The organism is Stenotrophomonas sp. PvP093, assembly GCF_017876915.1.
Classification (GTDB): domain Bacteria; phylum Pseudomonadota; class Gammaproteobacteria; order Xanthomonadales; family Xanthomonadaceae; genus Stenotrophomonas; species Stenotrophomonas muris.
Genome location: NZ_JAGIOX010000004.1, coordinates 1,186,248 through 1,203,315 on the forward strand (window position 1 = coordinate 1,186,248; position 17,068 = coordinate 1,203,315).

At 65.7% G+C, this 17,068-nt stretch carries 13 protein-coding genes; 5 read left to right on the top strand and 8 right to left on the bottom strand.

The window, feature by feature from the left end:
• Nucleotides 1-636 precede the first annotated feature (636 nt).
• Entirely contained in the window at nucleotides 637-1,131 is a 495-nt protein-coding gene (locus J3A72_RS08050; RefSeq protein WP_075077118.1) for a histone, read from the top strand.
• Nucleotides 1,132-1,255: 124 nt separating this feature from the next.
• On the opposite strand, the gene J3A72_RS08055 is transcribed toward J3A72_RS08050, so the two are convergent.
• Nucleotides 1,256-2,149 carry a LysR family transcriptional regulator gene (locus J3A72_RS08055; protein ID WP_075077119.1) on the bottom strand — a complete coding sequence of 298 codons (894 nt, stop codon included), beginning with the start codon at nucleotides 2,147-2,149 and terminating at the stop codon, nucleotides 1,256-1,258.
• A 114-nt stretch (nucleotides 2,150-2,263) separates the two neighbouring features.
• On the opposite strand from J3A72_RS08055, the gene J3A72_RS08060 reads away from it, so the two are divergent.
• Nucleotides 2,264-3,022, top strand: coding sequence for an SDR family oxidoreductase (locus J3A72_RS08060; protein WP_069116271.1), 759 nt, complete (start codon nucleotides 2,264-2,266; stop codon nucleotides 3,020-3,022).
• Between the two features lie 102 nt (nucleotides 3,023-3,124).
• Here the strand turns inward: J3A72_RS08060 and J3A72_RS08065 are convergent, their stop codons facing one another.
• Nucleotides 3,125-4,525, bottom strand: a complete 1,401-nt coding sequence (locus J3A72_RS08065; RefSeq protein ID WP_032960851.1) for a serine hydrolase domain-containing protein — start codon at nucleotides 4,523-4,525, stop codon at nucleotides 3,125-3,127.
• Between the two features lie 284 nt (nucleotides 4,526-4,809).
• Between J3A72_RS08065 and J3A72_RS08070 the strand changes: the two genes are divergently transcribed.
• Nucleotides 4,810-6,138, top strand: coding sequence for an MFS transporter (locus J3A72_RS08070; RefSeq protein ID WP_014648077.1), 1,329 nt, complete (start codon nucleotides 4,810-4,812; stop codon nucleotides 6,136-6,138).
• Between the two features lie 76 nt (nucleotides 6,139-6,214).
• Entirely contained in the window at nucleotides 6,215-6,565 is a 351-nt protein-coding gene (locus J3A72_RS08075) for a DUF1304 domain-containing protein (RefSeq protein WP_014648076.1), read from the top strand.
• Between the two features lie 485 nt (nucleotides 6,566-7,050).
• Here J3A72_RS08075 and J3A72_RS08080 read toward each other — a convergent pair whose 3' ends face one another.
• The 3 genes from J3A72_RS08080 to J3A72_RS08090 all read right to left on the bottom strand — a co-directional run bounded on the left by J3A72_RS08080 (nucleotide 7,051) and on the right by J3A72_RS08090 (nucleotide 10,985).
• Nucleotides 7,051-7,518, bottom strand: coding sequence for a hotdog fold domain-containing protein (locus tag J3A72_RS08080; RefSeq protein ID WP_014648075.1), 468 nt, complete (start codon nucleotides 7,516-7,518; stop codon nucleotides 7,051-7,053).
• Nucleotides 7,519-7,593: 75 nt separating this feature from the next.
• Nucleotides 7,594-10,071 carry an acyl-CoA dehydrogenase gene (locus J3A72_RS08085; protein WP_075076721.1) on the bottom strand — a complete coding sequence of 826 codons (2,478 nt, stop codon included), beginning with the start codon at nucleotides 10,069-10,071 and terminating at the stop codon, nucleotides 7,594-7,596.
• Nucleotides 10,068-10,985 carry an alpha/beta hydrolase gene (locus tag J3A72_RS08090; RefSeq protein ID WP_014648073.1) on the bottom strand — a complete coding sequence of 306 codons (918 nt, stop codon included), beginning with the start codon at nucleotides 10,983-10,985 and terminating at the stop codon, nucleotides 10,068-10,070. Before J3A72_RS08090 ends, J3A72_RS08085 begins: the two co-directional genes overlap by 4 nt.
• 153 nt (nucleotides 10,986-11,138) lie before the next feature.
• On the opposite strand from J3A72_RS08090, the gene J3A72_RS08095 reads away from it, so the two are divergent.
• Nucleotides 11,139-11,741 carry a TetR/AcrR family transcriptional regulator gene (locus J3A72_RS08095; RefSeq protein ID WP_005418411.1) on the top strand — a complete coding sequence of 201 codons (603 nt, stop codon included), beginning with the start codon at nucleotides 11,139-11,141 and terminating at the stop codon, nucleotides 11,739-11,741.
• Between the two features lie 139 nt (nucleotides 11,742-11,880).
• Here the strand turns inward: J3A72_RS08095 and J3A72_RS08100 are convergent, their stop codons facing one another.
• From J3A72_RS08100 to J3A72_RS08110, 3 genes are all read right to left on the bottom strand, one after another.
• A complete protein-coding gene (locus J3A72_RS08100) occupies nucleotides 11,881-14,769 on the bottom strand; it encodes a TonB-dependent receptor (protein ID WP_053496147.1) in 2,889 nt (962 codons plus the stop codon).
• A gap of 383 nt (nucleotides 14,770-15,152) precedes the next feature.
• Nucleotides 15,153-16,001, bottom strand: coding sequence for a hypothetical protein (locus tag J3A72_RS08105; protein ID WP_014648071.1), 849 nt, complete (start codon nucleotides 15,999-16,001; stop codon nucleotides 15,153-15,155).
• A 116-nt stretch (nucleotides 16,002-16,117) separates the two neighbouring features.
• Entirely contained in the window at nucleotides 16,118-17,011 is an 894-nt protein-coding gene (locus tag J3A72_RS08110; RefSeq protein ID WP_075076722.1) for an Hsp33 family molecular chaperone HslO, read from the bottom strand.
• Nucleotides 17,012-17,068: the final 57 nt, after the last annotated feature.

Here is a 17,068-nt window from a genome sequence, read left to right on the forward strand (position 1 = left end):
GCGCAGTTTTGCGCAAATCCGCGTTTCAGCCCCGCGCCGAAGCGTTCGAATGTGAAAACTTTTCGCCCCCCGTTGCGGCGCCGTTGTGCTGGCGTTGGCGGCGGTGCCGGTGACCACCGACGATGCGCGTACGCCGTTGTGCCTTGCCTGCGCCTGTCTACGCGGAGTGCTTATTTCAAGTGTTTTTTGATCAGCGCCTGCATTGGCATCGATGCAGGCAACGTGCGTGCGCGCCGCTTCCACCGTCGTTGCAGGCCGTGCAGAGTGGTGGCGCCGGCGGCGCCCGGGAAGGCGCGGATGTGAAAATTTTTCGCGGGGGTTGTTGACAGTAAAAAAAACCGTGATTAGGTTTCGCCTCAGCAGACCTTGCCTGCCCAACCGAGTGCGCAGAATCAATCGTCCGATGCGAAGCAGCCCCTTCAAGACCACCGCGACCCTGATGACGGTGGACATGGCCCCGCTTCCCCCGGAGAAATGCAAGGCAACTCCCGTTCCGATGCCCGCTCCGCCGATCGAGGCGGGCATTGCCGCATCCGTAACGGCGCGCCTGACGCGCCGGCGGTCCCCGCACGCAGCATCCGCGGGTTTGATCCAACTGGGCGTTTCAACTCCCTATCACTGACGAGGAGCCATCCCATGGCAACCAAGAAAGCTGCGAAGAAGAAGCCCGCCGCCAAGAAAGCGGTGAAGAAGGTCGCGAAGAAGGCCGCTGCCAAGAAGGCAGTGAAGAAGGTCGCGAAGAAGGCAACCGCCAAGAAGGCAGTGAAGAAGGCTGCGAAGAAGGTCGCCAAGAAGACCACTGCGAAGAAGGCAGTGAAGAAGGCGGCGAAGAAGGTAGCCAAGAAGTCCGCTGCCAAGAAGGTAGCCAAGAAGGCCACCAAGAAGGTAGCCAAGAAGGCCACCAAGAAGACTGCCAAGAAGGCCGCGGCGCGCAAGCCGGCCAAGAAGGTCGCGAAGAAGGCCACTGCCAAGAAGACCGCCAAGAAGGCAGTGAAGAAGACCGCGAAGAAGGCCACCAAGAAGTCTGCCCCGAAGAAGGCAGCGAAGAAGGTTGCCAAGCGCAAGCCGGCCGCCCGCAAGAAGAAGGCCGCTCCGGTCGCTCTGCCGGCAACCCCGGCGCCGCTGATCTAAGTACTTCCCGATAGCCGCATCCTGAAACCCCCTTCCCTGGCTGCCCAGCGGGGAGGGGGTTTTTTTATGGGCCACTTGTAGCGCCGAGTCGAGCCAGGCTCGACCGCTTTGCTGACGGTCGGCGCTAGCCGTGCGGCGCCGCTGGAAAGCGCTCCATCAGGAAGTCGAGGAAGCTGCGCAGGCGGGTGGAGTGGTAACGGTCGTGCGCATAGACCACGTGCATCGGCCGACCGGCCTGACCGTATTCCGGGAACAGCTGCACCAGACGCCCCGCCTCGACATCGGCGGCCAGCAGCAGCGTCGATTGCAGGACGATGCCAAGGCCGTGCAGCGCCGCCGAACGCAGCGCTTCGCCATTGTTGATCTGCAGTCGGCCGTCGGGCACGTGGTCGAGCTCGCCAGCGTCGTCCTGCAGCCACTGCGCAAGCGCACTCGGTTCGAACGACAGGCATTGATGGCCGGCAAATGCGTGCACGCTGCGTGGCGTGCCATGCCTGGCCAGATACGCCGGCGAGGCGCACATCATCAAGCGATAGGGGGCCAGTGCTCGGGCCACCAGCACGCTGCTGTCGGCCAGCGTGCCGATGCGCAGTGCTGCCTCGAAGCCCTCTTCGGCCAGGTCGACCACACGATCGGTCAGCGTGGCTTCGACCCGGACATCCGGATGACGGGCCATGTACTCGGCCAGCGCCGGTACCAGCGCGTGTGTACCGAAGATCACCGGTGCGCTGATGCGCAGCGTGCCCGCCGGTGAGAGCTGCTGGTGCTGCGCCTGCGCGTCGGTTTCCTCCACCAGGCGCAGGATCTCCTTGCAGCGCGCGTAGTAGTCCTCGCCGAACGGTGTCATGTGCTGGCGCCGGGTGGTACGGCTCAACAGCTGCATGCCCAGCCGGGCTTCCAATGCGCGCAGGTGCTTGCCGGCCATCGTTGCCGAGATATCCATCGCCGCGGCTGCCGCACTGAGGCTGCCCTTGTCCACGATCAGCACGTAGACCTGCATGCTCTCCAGCAGGTTCATCTGACACCCCGGGTGTTGAATGCTGAAACCTGCGTGGAGTTTATCAATCAGGGGTGATCAAACAGCATGTCGTGCACGGACCGGATTCGCCGGCCACGCTGACAGGAGAACACCATGGACTTGAACCTTGCTGGCCGTACCGCGTTGGTGACGGGCGCGGCCAGCGGCATCGGTGCCGCCGTCGCCAGGCAGCTGGCGGCCCAGGGCGTGCGCGTTGCCATCACGTCGCGGCAGCGGGCACCGTTGCAGGCGCTGGCGGCGCGGATCGAAGCCGAAGGCGGCGCTGCACCGGTCATCGTGGCCGGCGATGTCACGGTTGCCGGCGACCTCCGGTACATCGCGGACGCATCCCGTGAGGCATTGCAGCGTGTCGACATCCTGGTCAATGCCGCAGGCGGTTCCCGGCCGACCACGGTCGATGCCGATGACGATATCTGGGAGGAAGCGATCGCCCTGAACTTCTCCGCCGCACGACGGCTGACCCAGGCGCTGTTGCCCGGCATGCAGGCGCAGGCATGGGGACGGGTGATCAACTTCAGCGGTTCGATGGAACCGCGCGCGGTGAACGCGGCCACCGCGGCGAAGGCGGCATTGCACCTGTGGAGCAAGGGCCTGTCGTCGGAGGTGGCGGGGCAGGGCATCACGGTGAACGCGATTGCACCGGGGCGCATCAACAGCGCGCAGATCCTGGACCGCCTGCACCCCACCGAGGAAAGCAGACGCGCGTTCATTGCCCGCAACATCCCGATCGGACGCTTTGGTGAACCGGAGGAAGTGGCGCCGCTGGTGGCGTTCCTGGCCTCGCCGCTGGCGGGTTACATCACCGGTGCGGTGATTCCAGTGGACGGCGGCATGCACTACTTCGCGCACTAGCGCTGCGGAACTGCAGAGCCGAGCATGGGCTCGACGCTGCAACGGCCAACAAAAAGGGCGACCGATGGGCCGCCCTTCGCACACACGGTCGAGCCCGCCTGGTCAGCGCGGCGAAGCCACCGCGCGGTTGCCCGAGGCGCCCTTGCCCTTGCGCTTGTCCTGCTGCGCCGGGCTTGCGCCCTCGGCCATCAGGTTGTCGCTGCCGAAGTCGGTGTCCACGTCCAGCCAGCGCTGCGCCGGCAGGCCAAGAGCCGAGTCGAGCACGGTCGGCAGCAGGCCGCTGGGCAGGCCGCTTTCGCCATTCCAGAGGATGGCGATGCCGAGGTCACGTTCCGGCACCAGCGCGACCAGGCCGCGATAGCCCTGCACGGCACCTGCATGGAACACCACGTCGTGGCCGGCGTAGTCGAAGGTACGCCAACCCAATGCGTAGCCCGCCGAGTGCAGGCGCTCACGGCGCCAGCCCGAACGCATCTCGCCCGGCGTGTTGATCAGGCTCGAATGCAGGGTGGCCAGCAGCGGTGCCGGCAGCACGTCGGGGCGATGGCCGGTGTGGGCCAGCAGCCACTGCGCCATGTCGCTGGCGCTGGCGTTGACGCCAGCCGCCGGAGCGACGCGGTAATAGGTGGGCTTGGGCGTCAGCGAGACCCAGCCGTTGCGGCTGCGCACGTGCGGACGCGCCCAGCGCGAGCTGGCCTGGATGCCGGCCAGGCCGAGACTGGCATCATTCATGCCCAGCGGCTTGAAGATGCGGCGCTCGACCGACTGCTCGTAGAAGCTGCCCGAGGCCGCATAGACCACGTCGCCGATCAGGCTGAAGGCCACGTTCTGGTAGGCGTAGCAGTCGCCCGGCAGGCATTTCAGGCTGGTGTTGGCCAGCTTCTGGGTCAGCGCGTAGTACTCGGCGTTGCCTTCGATGTCGCGGTCGTAGGCGTTGTACGGCAGGCCGACGCGATGGCTGAGCACGTCGGCCACGGTCAGGCGGTCGGTGGCTTCGGGCGAATTGAGGCGGAAGCCCGGCACGTAGTCGGTGACCTTGCTGTCCCAGCGCAGCGTGCCGTCGTTGACCAGCAGGCCGGCCATGGTGCCGGCGAAGGCCTTGGACAGCGAGGCCAGGCGGAACACGGTGTGCGCATCGACCGGCAGCGGGTTGTTGACGTCGGTGACGCCATAGCCACGCGCGCTGAGAATGCGGCCGCCCTGCACGATCGCCACCGCCATGCCTGGCACGCGCTCGCCATAGGTCAGCTGCTGCGCCATCGATTCGATGTTGGCGACGTTGAAGCCAGCCGCCGGCGCCTGGACGCGCGGCACCAGACCGGTGCGGTAGGCCGCAGGCTGGGTGTGGGCGACGGTGGCAGCCGTCGCGGATTCGATGTTGGTCGGCATCGGCGGCAACGCCGGCGGTGTCTGCGCGGTGGTGGACAAGGCAACGGGCATCAACATGCCCAGCAAACCGGTGGCCGCCGAACGGATCGGACGACGCAGGCTGTTCTTTTTCATCGGTTGGACCCGTGCGCGACTGCTGATGGCGATTCTAGCGCCGCTTTTCCCCTGTGCACAAACAGAGCGAAGATGAATGCGCATCTTGTTGAAAAAGTTGGAATTTTGACGCCCCGAAAGTGTGTATCGGAACGTGTCGTCCAGGCCGGTCGTCGCGTCCGTCCGCAGGCGCGAGGGCGCGTCACGCTGGCGATGTTGCAGTGCATTGGCTAACGTACGCGCTTCACCGCCCCGGAGCCTGCCATGCTGCTGTCCAACCGCCGTCTGTGGGCGAGGGGCGCTGCATGAGCGCTGCATCGGGCAAGGGGCCGCTGCAGGGCCTGGCGGCGGCGCTGCGCGAGTCGCCGGCGCTGTGGTGGTCGTTCCTGTACTTCTTCTGCCTGCTCAGCGGCTACTACGTGCTGCGCCCGGTGCGTGAGGCCATGGCCGCCTCGGCGGACCTGGAAACGGTGTTCCCGCCCGTGCTGATCACCTGGTTCGCCAGCCATGGCATCGCGTTGAAGGACTTCGTCCTGCAGTTCCTGTTCTCCTGCGTGTTCGTGATCATGCTGGTGCTGCAGCCGGTGTACGGCTGGCTGGTCAGCCGCTTCCCGCGCCGTGTGTTCCTTCCCGTGGTGTACGGCTTCTTCATCGTCACCCTGCTGGGGTTCTACGCACTGTTCGACAGTCACGTGCCAGGGCGGGGCATGGCCTTCTTCCTCTGGGTGATGGTCTTCAACCTGTTCGCGGTGGCGGTGTTCTGGAGCTTCATGGCCGACGTGTTCTCCAACGCACAGGCGCGTGCCTACTACGGCTACATCGGTGCGGCCGGCACCGTTGGCGCGTTCCTCGGCCCGTTGATCACCAGCGCGCTGGCCCAGCGCGTGGGCATCGCCAACCTGATGCTGGTCTCGGCAGCATTCCTGGTCGTGTGCCTGTTGTGCATCTGGCGGCTGCGGCATTGGGCGGTGCTGCGCGAACGCGAGCAGCAACTGGTGTCCGGCGAGCAACCGATGGGCGGCAGCGTGCTGGACGGCCTGAAACTGATCGTGCGCGAGCCACTGCTGCGCTGGCTGGCGGTGATGGTGGTGTTCGGCGTGGGCGTCGGCACGCTGCTGTACAACCAGCAGGCCAGCATCGTGCGCGCGGCGTTTACCGACCCGGCGGCCAGTACCGCGTTCTTCTCGCGCATCGACCTGGCGGTGAACGCGCTGGCGCTGCTGATGCAGGTGGGCCTGACCCGCTGGCTGCTGTCGCGCCACGGCATCGCGCCGGCGCTGCTGATTCCCGGTTTCGCGATCCTGATCGGCTTCTCGGTGCTGGCAGCCTCGCCGATGCCGTTGATGGTCGCGGTGGTGCAGGTGATGACCCGCGCCAGCGAATTCGCACTGGCCAAGCCGGCGCGCGAGACCATCTACACGCGCGTGGACCGGCAGTGGCGCTACAAGGCCGGCGCGGCGATCGACACCGTGGTGTACCGCGGCGCGGACCTGGGGTTCACCTGGATCCACAAGGCACTGACCCTGTTCGGTTCGCACGTGGTGTTCATCGGCGGCGTGCTTGTGGCCGGCTTCATGACCCTGGCTGCGTTCGGCGTGCTGCGCGAAGAAAAGAAGCTGCCGCGCGACCGTTGATTTGCCGGGGTCAGGGCCCTTTCCCGCGGGGAAAGGGCGCTGACCCCATTCTCCTTCCCTGTCCAAGGAACCGCACATGTACTGGATCGCACTCGCCCTGACCTTGCTGGTCGCACTGCTGCACGTCTATTTCCTGGTGCTGGAGATGTTCCTGTGGACCCGCCCGCTGGGCCTGAAGACCTTCCGCAACACGCCGGAGAAGGCCGGGGCCACGCGCGTGCTGGCGGCCAACCAGGGCCTGTACAACGGCTTCCTGGCGGCAGGCATCGTGGTGGGGCTGGTGATCGATCAGCCGGTGCTGGTGACGTTCTCGCTGGCCTGCGTGGTGGTGGCGGGGTGCTATGGCGCGTACAGCGTGAGCCGCCGTATTTTCATGATCCAGGCGGTGCCGGCGATCCTGGCGTTGGTGTTTCGCGCGCTGGCGTAGTTTCCAGCCAACGGCGCAGCCCCTCGTGGGTTGGTCGCGTGGAGCGGGTCATGTGTTGGGGGTGGCGGGTGGGCCGTGCAGGGGACGCTGCAAGTACGTCCATGTAAGCTCGATGGCGCCATCCATGGCGCCAACGCCCCTGAACGGCCCACCCGCCACACCCCTGACAGTTTCAGGGCGCGGCCAGCCCACGGAGAAGAAAAAGAAGTTCAAGAGCAACAGCAACAGCAACAGCAAAAAGCGGCCGGTGGGCCGCTTTTGCTTTTGCTTCTGCCCTTCTTTTTTCTCTTGCGTGGGTGGACGCCGCAGAGATGCGTCCGAGGCTGGGGGCGGTGGGTTCGCGGGGGTGTCCGCGGCATGGATGCCGCGGCCAAGCCCCCAGGGATGGGTTCACGGCGTCCCCCGCGAACCCACCGTCCCCAGCCTAACCAGGGCTTTCCGCGATCAACCGTCCACCCACGAGGGGCTGCGCCGTTCGCGGGGACCTACTTCGCCGGCGACAACCACATGTCGATCACCGCGCTGAACACCTCCGTGCCCGCACGGTCGCGCACGCTCACCGTCACCGGCAGCGCATAGCCCTCGGCCGCGACGACAATCGGCTGTGCCGGCAACGCCACCGCCTGCAGCGTGCCACGTGCCTTGGCCAGGTACTGCACCTGCATCCCCTTCGGGATCCAGCGCATGCCCTTCGGCAGCGATGCATCGACCATCAACCCGGCGGTCAGTTCGGCCAGGTTGCACATCGCGATCGCGTGCACCGTGCCGATGTGGTTGCGCACCCTGCGGCGGTCGGCCAGCGTGCCTTCGCAGCGGCCGTGTTCCAGGCGGGTGATGCGTGGCGCGATGCTGGCGAAGTAGGGCGCCTTGAAGCACACCGCGCGCGAGAACAGCCAGGTGCCGGCGGGCCAGCGCTGCAGCCGGTGGTAAAGCGAGAGCAGGGGCGTGGACATGGTGGGTATTCCGGTCGGCGGATAAAGCGACGGCGGGCCGAGGCCCGCCGTCGAAGCAACGCGTGTCGCGGGCGATCAGGCTGCCTGCGAATGCGGGTCCTTGTGCTGGCGGTCGTAGTAGCTGGCCGCGCGCAGTTCGTGGGTGTCGAAGTCGTCCACGGTGATGGTGTCCAGGGTCAGCGTGCGCAGCTCTTCCAGCAGGCTGCGCTCATCCTGGGTGATCACGCCCTCGGCCACGGCTTCGTCCAGCTGCCCCTTGAAGTCCAGCGCCTCGATGCCCTTGCTCTTCAGCGCCTTCAGGAACTTGCGCTCCACCGGCTCGGCCATGATCGCCTTGCTCAGGTAGCTGTTGATACGGCCGCCCGGGTTGTTCTCGCACGGGGTCAGGAACACGCCACTGGCCAGACGGTCGCGGGCTTCATTCGGCGCCATCAGCAGGGCGGCGACACGACGGCTCAGGCGATCGCCCGGAGCCTCGGCACGACGGCCCAGCGGGAAGATCAGTGCCCACATCAGCCAGCCGATCGGACGGATCGGGAAGTTGCGCAGTGCGGCCGACAGCGACTCTTCGATCTTGTGCACGCTGTCATGGAAGGCCCAGGCCAGCAGCGGCTGGTCGGCCTGCGGTGCGCCTTCGTCGTGGTAGCGCTTGAGCATGGCACTGGTCATGTAGACGTGGCTCAGCACATCGCCCAGGCGGCCGGACAGCGATTCCTTGAACTTCAGCTTGCCGCCGAGGGTCATCATCGAGATGTCGGCCATCAGCGCCAGGTTGGCCGAGTAGCGGTCCAGCTTGCGGAAGTAGCGGCGGGTATAGGCGTCGCCCGGGGCGGCACCGAAGCGCGCGCCGGTCAGGCCGAACCAGAACGAACGCACGGCATTGGAGATGCCGAAGCGGATGTGGCCGAACAGGCTGCGGTCGAAGTCCTGCAGGCCGGCGCGGGTATCCGGATCCTGCGCGGCCTTCATTTCCTTCAGCACCCACGGGTGGCAGAGGATCGCACCCTGGCCGAAGATCAGCAGGCTGCGGGTCATGATGTTGGCGCCTTCCACGGTGATCGCGATCGGCGCGGCCTGCCAGCTGCGGCCAGCGAAGTTGCGCGGCCCCAGGATGATGCCCTTGCCGCCGATCACGTCCATCATGTCCGAGATCACTTCGCGACTCATGGTGGTGCAGTGGTACTTGGCGATCGCCGACGGCACCGACGGCACGTCGCCACGGTCAACCGCGGCGGCGGTGGCCTGCGACAGCGCACTGATCTTGTACGCCTTGCCGCCGATGCGGGCCAGCGCTTCTTCCACGCCCTCGAAGCGGCCGACCGACAGGCCGAACTGCTTGCGGATGCGCGCATAGGCGCCGGTCACCGCGGCACCGGCCTTGGCACCACCACTGGCGGTGGACGGCAGGGTGATCGAGCGGCCCACGGCCAGGCACTCGTTGAGCATGTTCCAGCCCTTGCCGGCCATGGCCGCGCCACCGATCAGCTGGGTCAGCGGAATGAACACGTCCTTGCCGCGGATCGGGCCGTTCTGGAACGTCGAGTTCAGCGGGAAGTGGCGACGGCCGATTTCAACGCCGGCGGTGTCGCGTGGCAGCAGGCCCAGGGTGATGCCGATGTCGCGGGTATCGCCGATCAGGCCATCCGGGTCGTACATGCGGAACGCCAGGCCGATCAGCGAAGCGACCGGGGCCAAGGTGATGTAGCGCTTGTCGAAGGTGAGCTTGACGCCGAGCACCTGCTCGCCGTTCCACTCGCCCCTGCAGACGATGCCGTAGTCCGGGATCGAGGTGGCGTCGGAGCCGGCGAACGGACCGGTCAGGCCGAAGCAGGGCACTTCGCGGCCATCGGCCAGGCGCGGCAGGTACTGGTCCTTCTGTTCCTGGGTGCCGTAATGCACCAGCAGTTCACCCGGGCCCAGCGAGTTGGGCACGCCGACGGTGGAGCTGACCACCGAAGACACCGACGCCAGCTTCTGGATCACCTTGTGGTGGGCCAGTGCGGAGAAGCCCAGCCCGCCATATTCCTTCGGGATGATCATGCCGAAGAACTTGTTCTTCTTGATGAAGGCCCACAGTTCCGGCGGCAGGTCCGCATGGACGTGGGTGATTTCCCAGTCGTTGACCATCGCGCACAGCTCTTCCACCGGGCCATCGAGGAAGGCCTGTTCCTCGGCGGTCAGCTGCGGCTTGGGATAGTTGAGCAGGATGTTCCAGTCCGGATCACCGGTGAACAGTTCGCCCTCGAAACCGACCGAACCGGTTTCCAGTGCGATGCGCTCGGTCTGCGACAGCGGCGGCAGCACCTTGCGGAACACCTTCATCATCGGGCCGGTCAGCAGCGGCTTGCGGATGAACGGCAGCAGCAGCGGCACGGCGATGACGGCCAACACGGCGGCCGCGACGATCGTGGCGGTCTGGTTGACGTAGGGAATGAACCAGCAGGCAGCCAGCAGGGCCACGCTGATCAGCGTCCAGGTAACCAGCCGCATGCGGTGATAGGCGACGAACGCGCCTGCCAGCAGCAGGGCGAGGAAGGGAAGAACGATGCTCATGAGCGTGCTCCGGTGACGTGCTCGTTTGTGGCGGACGAAGCCGCAGCGTCCGCTGCGGGCAACACGTCCAGATAGTCCAACACAGTAGCGGTAAAGGCGTCGTTGTCATCGCCGGCGACCATATGCGTGGCCTGCGGCAGCTGCACATGGCGCGCATGCGGCGCCAACGCCAGGAACTCGGCCACGGTCTGCGGCGTGACCAGGTCGCTGCGTCCGCCGCTGACCAGCAGCAGCGGGCACTTCACCTGGCGCGCGGCCTCGGCCAGTGCGTCCTGGTGCTGTTCGCTGTCGCGGGCCAGTTCGGCCACCAGGCGCGGATCCCAGTGCCAGCGCCAGCGGCCGCGGCCGTCCTCGCGCAGCAGCGCACGCAGCGACTGCTCGGATTTGCGCGGACGGTGCGGCATGTACGCCGAGATCACGTCGGCGGCCTGGGCCAGCGAAGCGAAGCCGTCGGGATGGGCGGTCATGAAGGCGAGGATGCGCTCGACGCCGGCGGTATCCCAGCGCGGGGTGATGTCGACCAGCACCATCGCCGAGAACAGGCCGGGCCAGCGCGACTCGGCCAGCAGGCCGAACAGCCCGCCCATCGATGCGGCAACCAGTACCGGCGGGCGCGGCTGCTCGCCGGCCAGCACGATCAGGTCATCGGCGAACTGTTCGCCGTGATAGGGCAGGTTGGCGGCATTCCAGTCCGAATCGCCGTGGCCGCGGGCGTCGTAGGCCAGCGTCTGCAGGCCGGCGGCATTCAGTGCGCGGGCAGTGGCATTCCAGGCGTGGCGGGTCTGGCCGAAGCCATGCGCGAACAGCACCCGGCCGCGCCGGCCATGGTCGCTGGCGGTGGCGGCCAGGCGGGCGCCATGGGCGGCGTCCAGGCGCAGGTCATGGAACGCAGCGGGAGGTGGGGACGTAACCATACTTGCTAGTATGGATCGGTTCGGGGGGAAGTCAATACTGCACGGTATGGTGCGCTGCGGAAGTCGCCTGAATGGACCTCGCCTGGGAGGCTGCGACGGTTTCGACCGCAACCGCGTACTGCAACGAACCCCGGCGTATGGTTAAATCAGCCCATGAATCAACCTGACGCTTCCGCCGGCGAACCGCGCGCCGGCCGCAACAGCCGCCTGAGTGCCGAAGACTGGGCCCAGGCGGCCCTCGATCTGATTGCTGAACAAGGTGTCGGCGCCGTCGCGGTGGAACCGCTGGCACGGCGGCTCGGCGTCACCAAGGGCAGTTTCTACTGGCATTTCCCTTCGCGCGATGCATTGCTGCAAGCGGCGCTGGAGCGCTGGGAACTGTTCGAACAGGAACAGGTGTTCGGCAGCCTGGAAGACGTGCCGGATCCGCGCGTGCGCCTGCGCCAGCTGTTCCAGATGGTGGCGCATGAAGTGCAGCCGCACATCATCTACAGCGAGCTGCTGAAGGCACTGGATCATCCGATGGTGCGGCCGGTGATCGACCGCGTCTCGCAGCGCCGCCTCGATTATCTGGTCGCGTCGTTCCGCCAGGCCGGCCTCAGCTCGACCGATGCACGCCATCGCGCGCGCCTGGCCTATGCCGCCTATGTCGGCTTCCTGCAGTTGTCGCTGCAGCTGCAGCAGCCCAAGCAGGCACGCGAGGATTTCGAAGCGTACGTCGAGCATCTGATCGAGACGCTGATTCCGAACGGATGAGCGCCCGGGAATGATGTCGAAGGAAGGCCGCGGCGACACCGCGGCCTTTTTTGTTGTGCCTGGCCAGCTGTTTCCATGCGACACAAAGAGCAACGGCCCCTTGCGGGGCCGTTGCTGCATCAGCTGATCAGAGTGCCGATCAGAACTTCTGCTTGTACTGCATGTACATGAAGCGACCGATGTCGTAGCCACCGTAGTAGGAGTACTGCGAGTTCGGCGCCGAGTACATCTGCGGGCCGTAATGATCGAACACGTTACGCGCGCCCACGGCGATGGTTGCATTCCACGGTGCGTTCCAGGAGACCTGGACGTCGTGGAAGGTGGTGGCGCCACGGCGGTTCATCGGCTGGTCGCGTGCCGGATCCGGCGAGCCGAAGTCAGGCAGGCTGCACTCGGTCGAGAAGTAGCACTGTTCCTTCACGCTGGAGAAGTAGCGCGTACCCCAGGTAATGCCCCAATCGCCGTATTCCCAGCCCAGCACCAGGTTCGAACGCAGGCGGAAGTTGCTGCTGAAGCCGTTGAGGATCGACACCGGCACCTGCTGCGCGTTGGTGGTCTTCAGCACGTTCTTGCTGACGTAGGTGTTCTGCAGGTTGGCGTTGAAGCTGCCCCAGCTGCTGGTTTCGAAGCGATAGGCCACATCGAAGTCGAAGCCTTCGGTTTCCTGGTAACCGGCATTACGTGGTGCGTAGGTCAGGTTGGTCACGATGCCACGGGTTGCGTCGCGGGTGAACGAGTTGCAGCGGTCGGCGATGCCGAGTACGTAGCAGTCGTTGAGCTGGGTGGTCGGATCGTCGGTGACGATGGTGTTGGTGATCTTGATGTTCCACCAGTCCAGGCTCATGTTCAGGCCCTGGGCAAAGGTCGGGCTCCACACCAGGCCGACGGTCTTGGACTTGGACTTTTCCGGAGTCAGGTTCGGGTTGGAGACGGCGTTGAACGGCACCGGGCTCTGCTCATCCTGACCTTCCGCCGGGACGTAACCCTGCTTCAGCTGGCGGAAATTCGGGGCCAGCGCGCCCAGAGCGGCGGCGCAACGCTGGGCGGTGGCCGGATCGCTGGCAGCCAGGCCGAAATCGGTATCGCACGGATCGGTGAAGTAGGCGAAGGTCTGCGAGCTGCCACCGTACAGATTATCGATGGTCGGTGCGCGGAAGCCCTCGGCATAGGTGGCACGCACCAGCAACTGGTCGATCGGCTTCCACTTCAGGCCGAACTTGTTGTTGGTGGTGTTGCCGAAGGTGTTGTACTTCGAGTAGCGCGATGCGGCGTTGAAGCTCAGTTCCTTGGCACCCGGCAGGTCGGCCAGGATCGGAACATTCAGCTCCAGATACACTTCGTTGACGTTGTAGCCACCACCGGTCGGGCCGGCCGCCAGATCGGTCGAGTAGCCCGACTGTGACAGCGCATCCGGGACGTAGGTGCCCTTGTCTTCGCGGTACTCGTAACCCAGCGCGAAGCCCAGGTCGCCGGCGGGCAGGGTGAACAGGCTGCCGGCGATGTTCGCGTAGTAGGTCTTGGTGGTGACTTCACCGGTGTTCTTGGTGGTCGGGAACAGGAACTGCTGCAGGGCAGGATTGCCGGTCAGGCCGCCGTCGCCGGTACGGCCGTACGGAATGGCCGGATTCCACGGAATGCAGCCGCCCGGGCCCGGGCCATAGATCGGGTTGGTGCCCGCGGCCAGGCCGGCGGCCGTGCCGCACTCGACGCGGCCGGTGGCCGGGTTGAGGAACGACGCGCCGGTGGCCTGGGTGACCGCCAGCATGTTGTAGTTGCCGGTCTGGGTCTGCAGGTTCTCCGAGTTCTGGTAGATGTAGCCGGCTTCCCAGTCGAAGTACTTGTCATTGAACTGGAAGCTGCCCTGCAGGGCGCCAGTGAAGCGGAAGGTGGTCAGCTTGTTGGTCGACAGGCGCGGCACTTCCCAGCCACGGCGGATGAAGCCCATGTCGGTGCCGAACGGGTTGTAGTAGCTGTCCTGCGAGAGCACGGTACCCAGCTGACGCTCATAGTCGGCCGACTGCAGCGGATAACCGGCGACCTGGGCCTGCGACTCGCGACGGGTGTACAGCAGGTCGGAGACGAAGCGGATGTTGTCGGTCAGGTCGTACTGTACGTTGGCGAACACCGAACGACGCTTGGTCGGCGTCAGCAGGTGCATCTGCTCGTTGGAGTTGCTGACGTCACCGGTGATCGGGGTGAGGTCGGTCTCGTGATAGGCGTTCGGATCGAACGGATTTCCACCACGGTTCAGCGTCAGCAACGGTGCATTCGGATCATTGACGTCATAGACCGCGCCCCACTGGCTGACCGGGGTCCAGCCGCGGTCCGGGTGGCGATCCGTGCGCTGCGACTTGCTGAACCAGCGATTCTTGGCCCAGACGGCCTTTTCTTCGGCGTATTCCGCACCGATGGTGACCGAACCACGATCACCGGTGAAGCCGGCCACGAAGTCGAAGCTGCTCTTCTGGCCGTCGCCTTCGCCGTACTGGCCGACGTAGGCGTTGGCTTCCAGGCCCTGGAAGTTCTTGCGGGTGATGATGTTGATCACGCCGGCGATCGCGTCGGAGCCGTAGATCGACGAGGCGCCGTCCTTCAGGACGTCGATGCGCTCGACGATGGCCGACGGGATCTGCGACACGTCCTGCAGGCCGCTGACGCTGGCGCCGAGGCGCTTGCCGTCGACCAGCACCAGGGTGCGTTCGGCGCCGAGGTTGCGCAGGTCGATGTAGAAGCCACCGACGGCTTCGCCGGAGGACAGCGGCTCGGAACGGCTGATGGCCGGGCTGCCAGCGGCAGAGATGTTCTGCAGGACGTCGGCAACTGTCTTGAAACCGCTCTTCTCGATCGAAGCGCGGCTGATGCTCAGAACGGGCTGGGCGGTTTCGGTATCGACCTGACGGATGCGCGAACCGGTGACCTCGATGCGGTCGAGGTTGGTGGCTTCCTGGGCGTGGGCCGTCGCGGTGGTGGCACCGGCGACAAGCGCGATCACAACTGCGTCACGCAGCTGGCTGGACTTGAGTTTCATTGGCTCTCTCTCTCCAAGAAATCTTGGCTGGGGTTAATGCCCGGCGGGGGAGCGAAAAAGCGCTCCCAAATCGCGAGGCTGACCCGATAGTAACGGGCGTTCGCCAAGAATTAAAGCTGTGTTAATCAAGCCTGTGATTTTGGTAAAGATGCGCTTTTCCCATGCCACTCAATAGTTTACCGGCATGGTCAGGGCGCTCTGCCTCGTTTGTTAACGCAGAATGATGAAAAAAGTTTCGATTGAAATGTATCTCACTATGTCGGTGCGCAGCGTTTCATCGCCCAGCGGCGATACCGGTTACGCAAGTGCGCGGCAGGCTTGCACATGCAAAAGGCGCCTTTCGGCGCCTTTGGGAATATCGTTGCTGAGCCTGTTTACCGGGATCAGAGATCCTGTTCGTAACGCACATACGGCACGGTGCCGTCGTCGTTGCTTTCGTTGCGCGGGGAGAACGGATTCTTGCCGCGGCTGATCACATTCTCGGCGCCGACGGTGAGCTGGCCGGACCACGGGGTACGCCAGGTCAGGCCGATGCCCAGGCCTTCCCACTTGCCGGGCTTGCCCGGGACGTCGACCACGCGGCCGATGATGCTGCCGGTGAAGTTGCCGTAACCGGCGCCGATGCTCAGGCTCTTGCTGTCCCAGCGATCGACGATGGCCGGCGAGGCGTCGGCCAGCGGAACCAGGCGCGCCTTGGCGTAGGTACCGGCAATGGAGACGAAGCCTTCGCGACCGATGTTCTTCTGCGCGAACACGGTCAGATCGTTCTGCTCGGCACGCAGCGAGGGCGTCTTGTTCGGGCCCGACAACCAGGCGGGCAGGGTTTCACGGCCAGTGCCGGCGGTGATGCCCAGGCGGCTGTTGCCGCGGTTCAGCGCGGCGGTACCGCTGAAACGACGGCTGTTCAGATCATCCTCGTCGCCCAGGCTGGCCAGCATGCAATGGCTGGCCAGACCGCTGATGCTGGTGCCGCTGCTGCTGTTGCAGAGCAGGCCCAGCGAATCGCCGGAGGACAGGCCAAAGGCCGCGTCCAGCGAGTTGCGGCCGAAATGCCAGCGGGCGCCGGCCGCCTGTTCGCCGGTCGGCTCAAGGTACAGCAGCGCCTCGACCTTGCCGCTGCCCTTGTTCCAGACCGGCAGCACGGTGCGGGTGTCCTTGCTCTGCGCATGCACGCCCGTGATCGCGCCAAGGGCGATCAGCAGGGCCAGCGGTAGACGCAGGAAGGTACGCATCGGACCAGTTCAGACAGGGACAGACAACGGAAGTTCCCGTGGGGACGGGAACTCGATCCTAGGGTGTTTATGAATTCTTAACAAGCCTTGATCCTCCCCAGGTACAAGACTGCCGTTCACTGAAGTCGTTCAGGCGCCGGTACAGCCCCCTGGGCGCCGTGGAACAGTATGCCGAACTCCGTCAATGGAAAGTGATACTCGCGTCCGCAGAATTCGCAACGCACCTCGACGGCGCCAGTGTCCTCGGCGGCCGCTCGGGCCTCCTCTTCCCCCAGCGACTGCAGCATGCCGGCCACCCGCTCGCGCGAGCAGGAGCAGGCGAAGGAGAGCGGCTTTTCACCCAGCAGCTCCGGCCGCTCCTCGTGGAACAGGCGGTGCAGCAGCTGCTCGGCCGGGGTCGCCAGCAGTTCGGCCCTGCCCAGGGTCTCGAACAGGGCGCTGGCGCGCGCCCAGCCATCTTCGTCGCCTTCGTCGCCCGGCAGTTTCTGCAGCAGCAGGCCGGCGGCACCGTTGCGGTCGGCCGCCAGCAGCAGGCGGGTGGGCAGCTGCTCCGACTGGCGGAAGTAGTCCTCGAAGGCCTCGTCCAGTTCCGGCGCGGTCAGCGCGACCAGGCTCTGGTAGCGCTGCGGCTCGCGCGGGTCCAGGCCGGGGTTCTCGATGGTGATGGCGAGGATGGCGTCATCGCCGAGGCTGGACAGGTCACGCGGCGCGTCGGCGCCTTCGCTGAGCTGGGCGATGCCACGCAGGGTGCCGCCCGCGGTGCATTCGGCGAACAGGGTGCGCAGGGCAGTGCTGCTGCGCAGCTGCACTGACAGGCGGCCGTCGATCTTGGTGTGGCCGGTGAACAGGGCCGAGGCGACACAGGCCTCGCCGAGCAGCTCGGCAGCGGCGTCCGGGTACACGGCGTGGGACAGGATTTCCTGCCAGGTGGCCTGCAGGTGCACATGCACGCCGCGGACGCCGGCGTCGGGGAGCAGGAAACGGATCAGGGAATCGGAGTTGGCGGTCATCGTCTCACATCGCGCGTAAACGGGGGCGGTTGCCGGATAATGCGCCGACAACCAGAC

Bases quoted from the DNA above. Each gene is read 5' to 3' on its own strand.
- J3A72_RS08050 (WP_075077118.1), top strand. From the start codon at position 637: ATGGCAACCAAGAAAGCTGCGAAGAAGAAGCCCGCCGCCAAGAAAGCG.
- J3A72_RS08055 (WP_075077119.1), bottom strand. From the start codon at position 2,149: ATGAACCTGCTGGAGAGCATGCAGGTCTACGTGCTGATCGTGGACAAG.
- J3A72_RS08060 (WP_069116271.1), top strand. From the start codon at position 2,264: ATGGACTTGAACCTTGCTGGCCGTACCGCGTTGGTGACGGGCGCGGCC.
- J3A72_RS08065 (WP_032960851.1), bottom strand. From the start codon at position 4,525: ATGAAAAAGAACAGCCTGCGTCGTCCGATCCGTTCGGCGGCCACCGGT.
- J3A72_RS08070 (WP_014648077.1), top strand. From the start codon at position 4,810: ATGAGCGCTGCATCGGGCAAGGGGCCGCTGCAGGGCCTGGCGGCGGCG.
- J3A72_RS08075 (WP_014648076.1), top strand. From the start codon at position 6,215: ATGTACTGGATCGCACTCGCCCTGACCTTGCTGGTCGCACTGCTGCAC.
- J3A72_RS08080 (WP_014648075.1), bottom strand. From the start codon at position 7,518: ATGTCCACGCCCCTGCTCTCGCTTTACCACCGGCTGCAGCGCTGGCCC.
- J3A72_RS08085 (WP_075076721.1), bottom strand. From the start codon at position 10,071: ATGAGCATCGTTCTTCCCTTCCTCGCCCTGCTGCTGGCAGGCGCGTTC.
- J3A72_RS08090 (WP_014648073.1), bottom strand. From the start codon at position 10,985: ATGGTTACGTCCCCACCTCCCGCTGCGTTCCATGACCTGCGCCTGGAC.
- J3A72_RS08095 (WP_005418411.1), top strand. From the start codon at position 11,139: ATGAATCAACCTGACGCTTCCGCCGGCGAACCGCGCGCCGGCCGCAAC.
- J3A72_RS08100 (WP_053496147.1), bottom strand. From the start codon at position 14,769: ATGAAACTCAAGTCCAGCCAGCTGCGTGACGCAGTTGTGATCGCGCTT.
- J3A72_RS08105 (WP_014648071.1), bottom strand. From the start codon at position 16,001: ATGCGTACCTTCCTGCGTCTACCGCTGGCCCTGCTGATCGCCCTTGGC.
- J3A72_RS08110 (WP_075076722.1), bottom strand. From the start codon at position 17,011: ATGACCGCCAACTCCGATTCCCTGATCCGTTTCCTGCTCCCCGACGCC.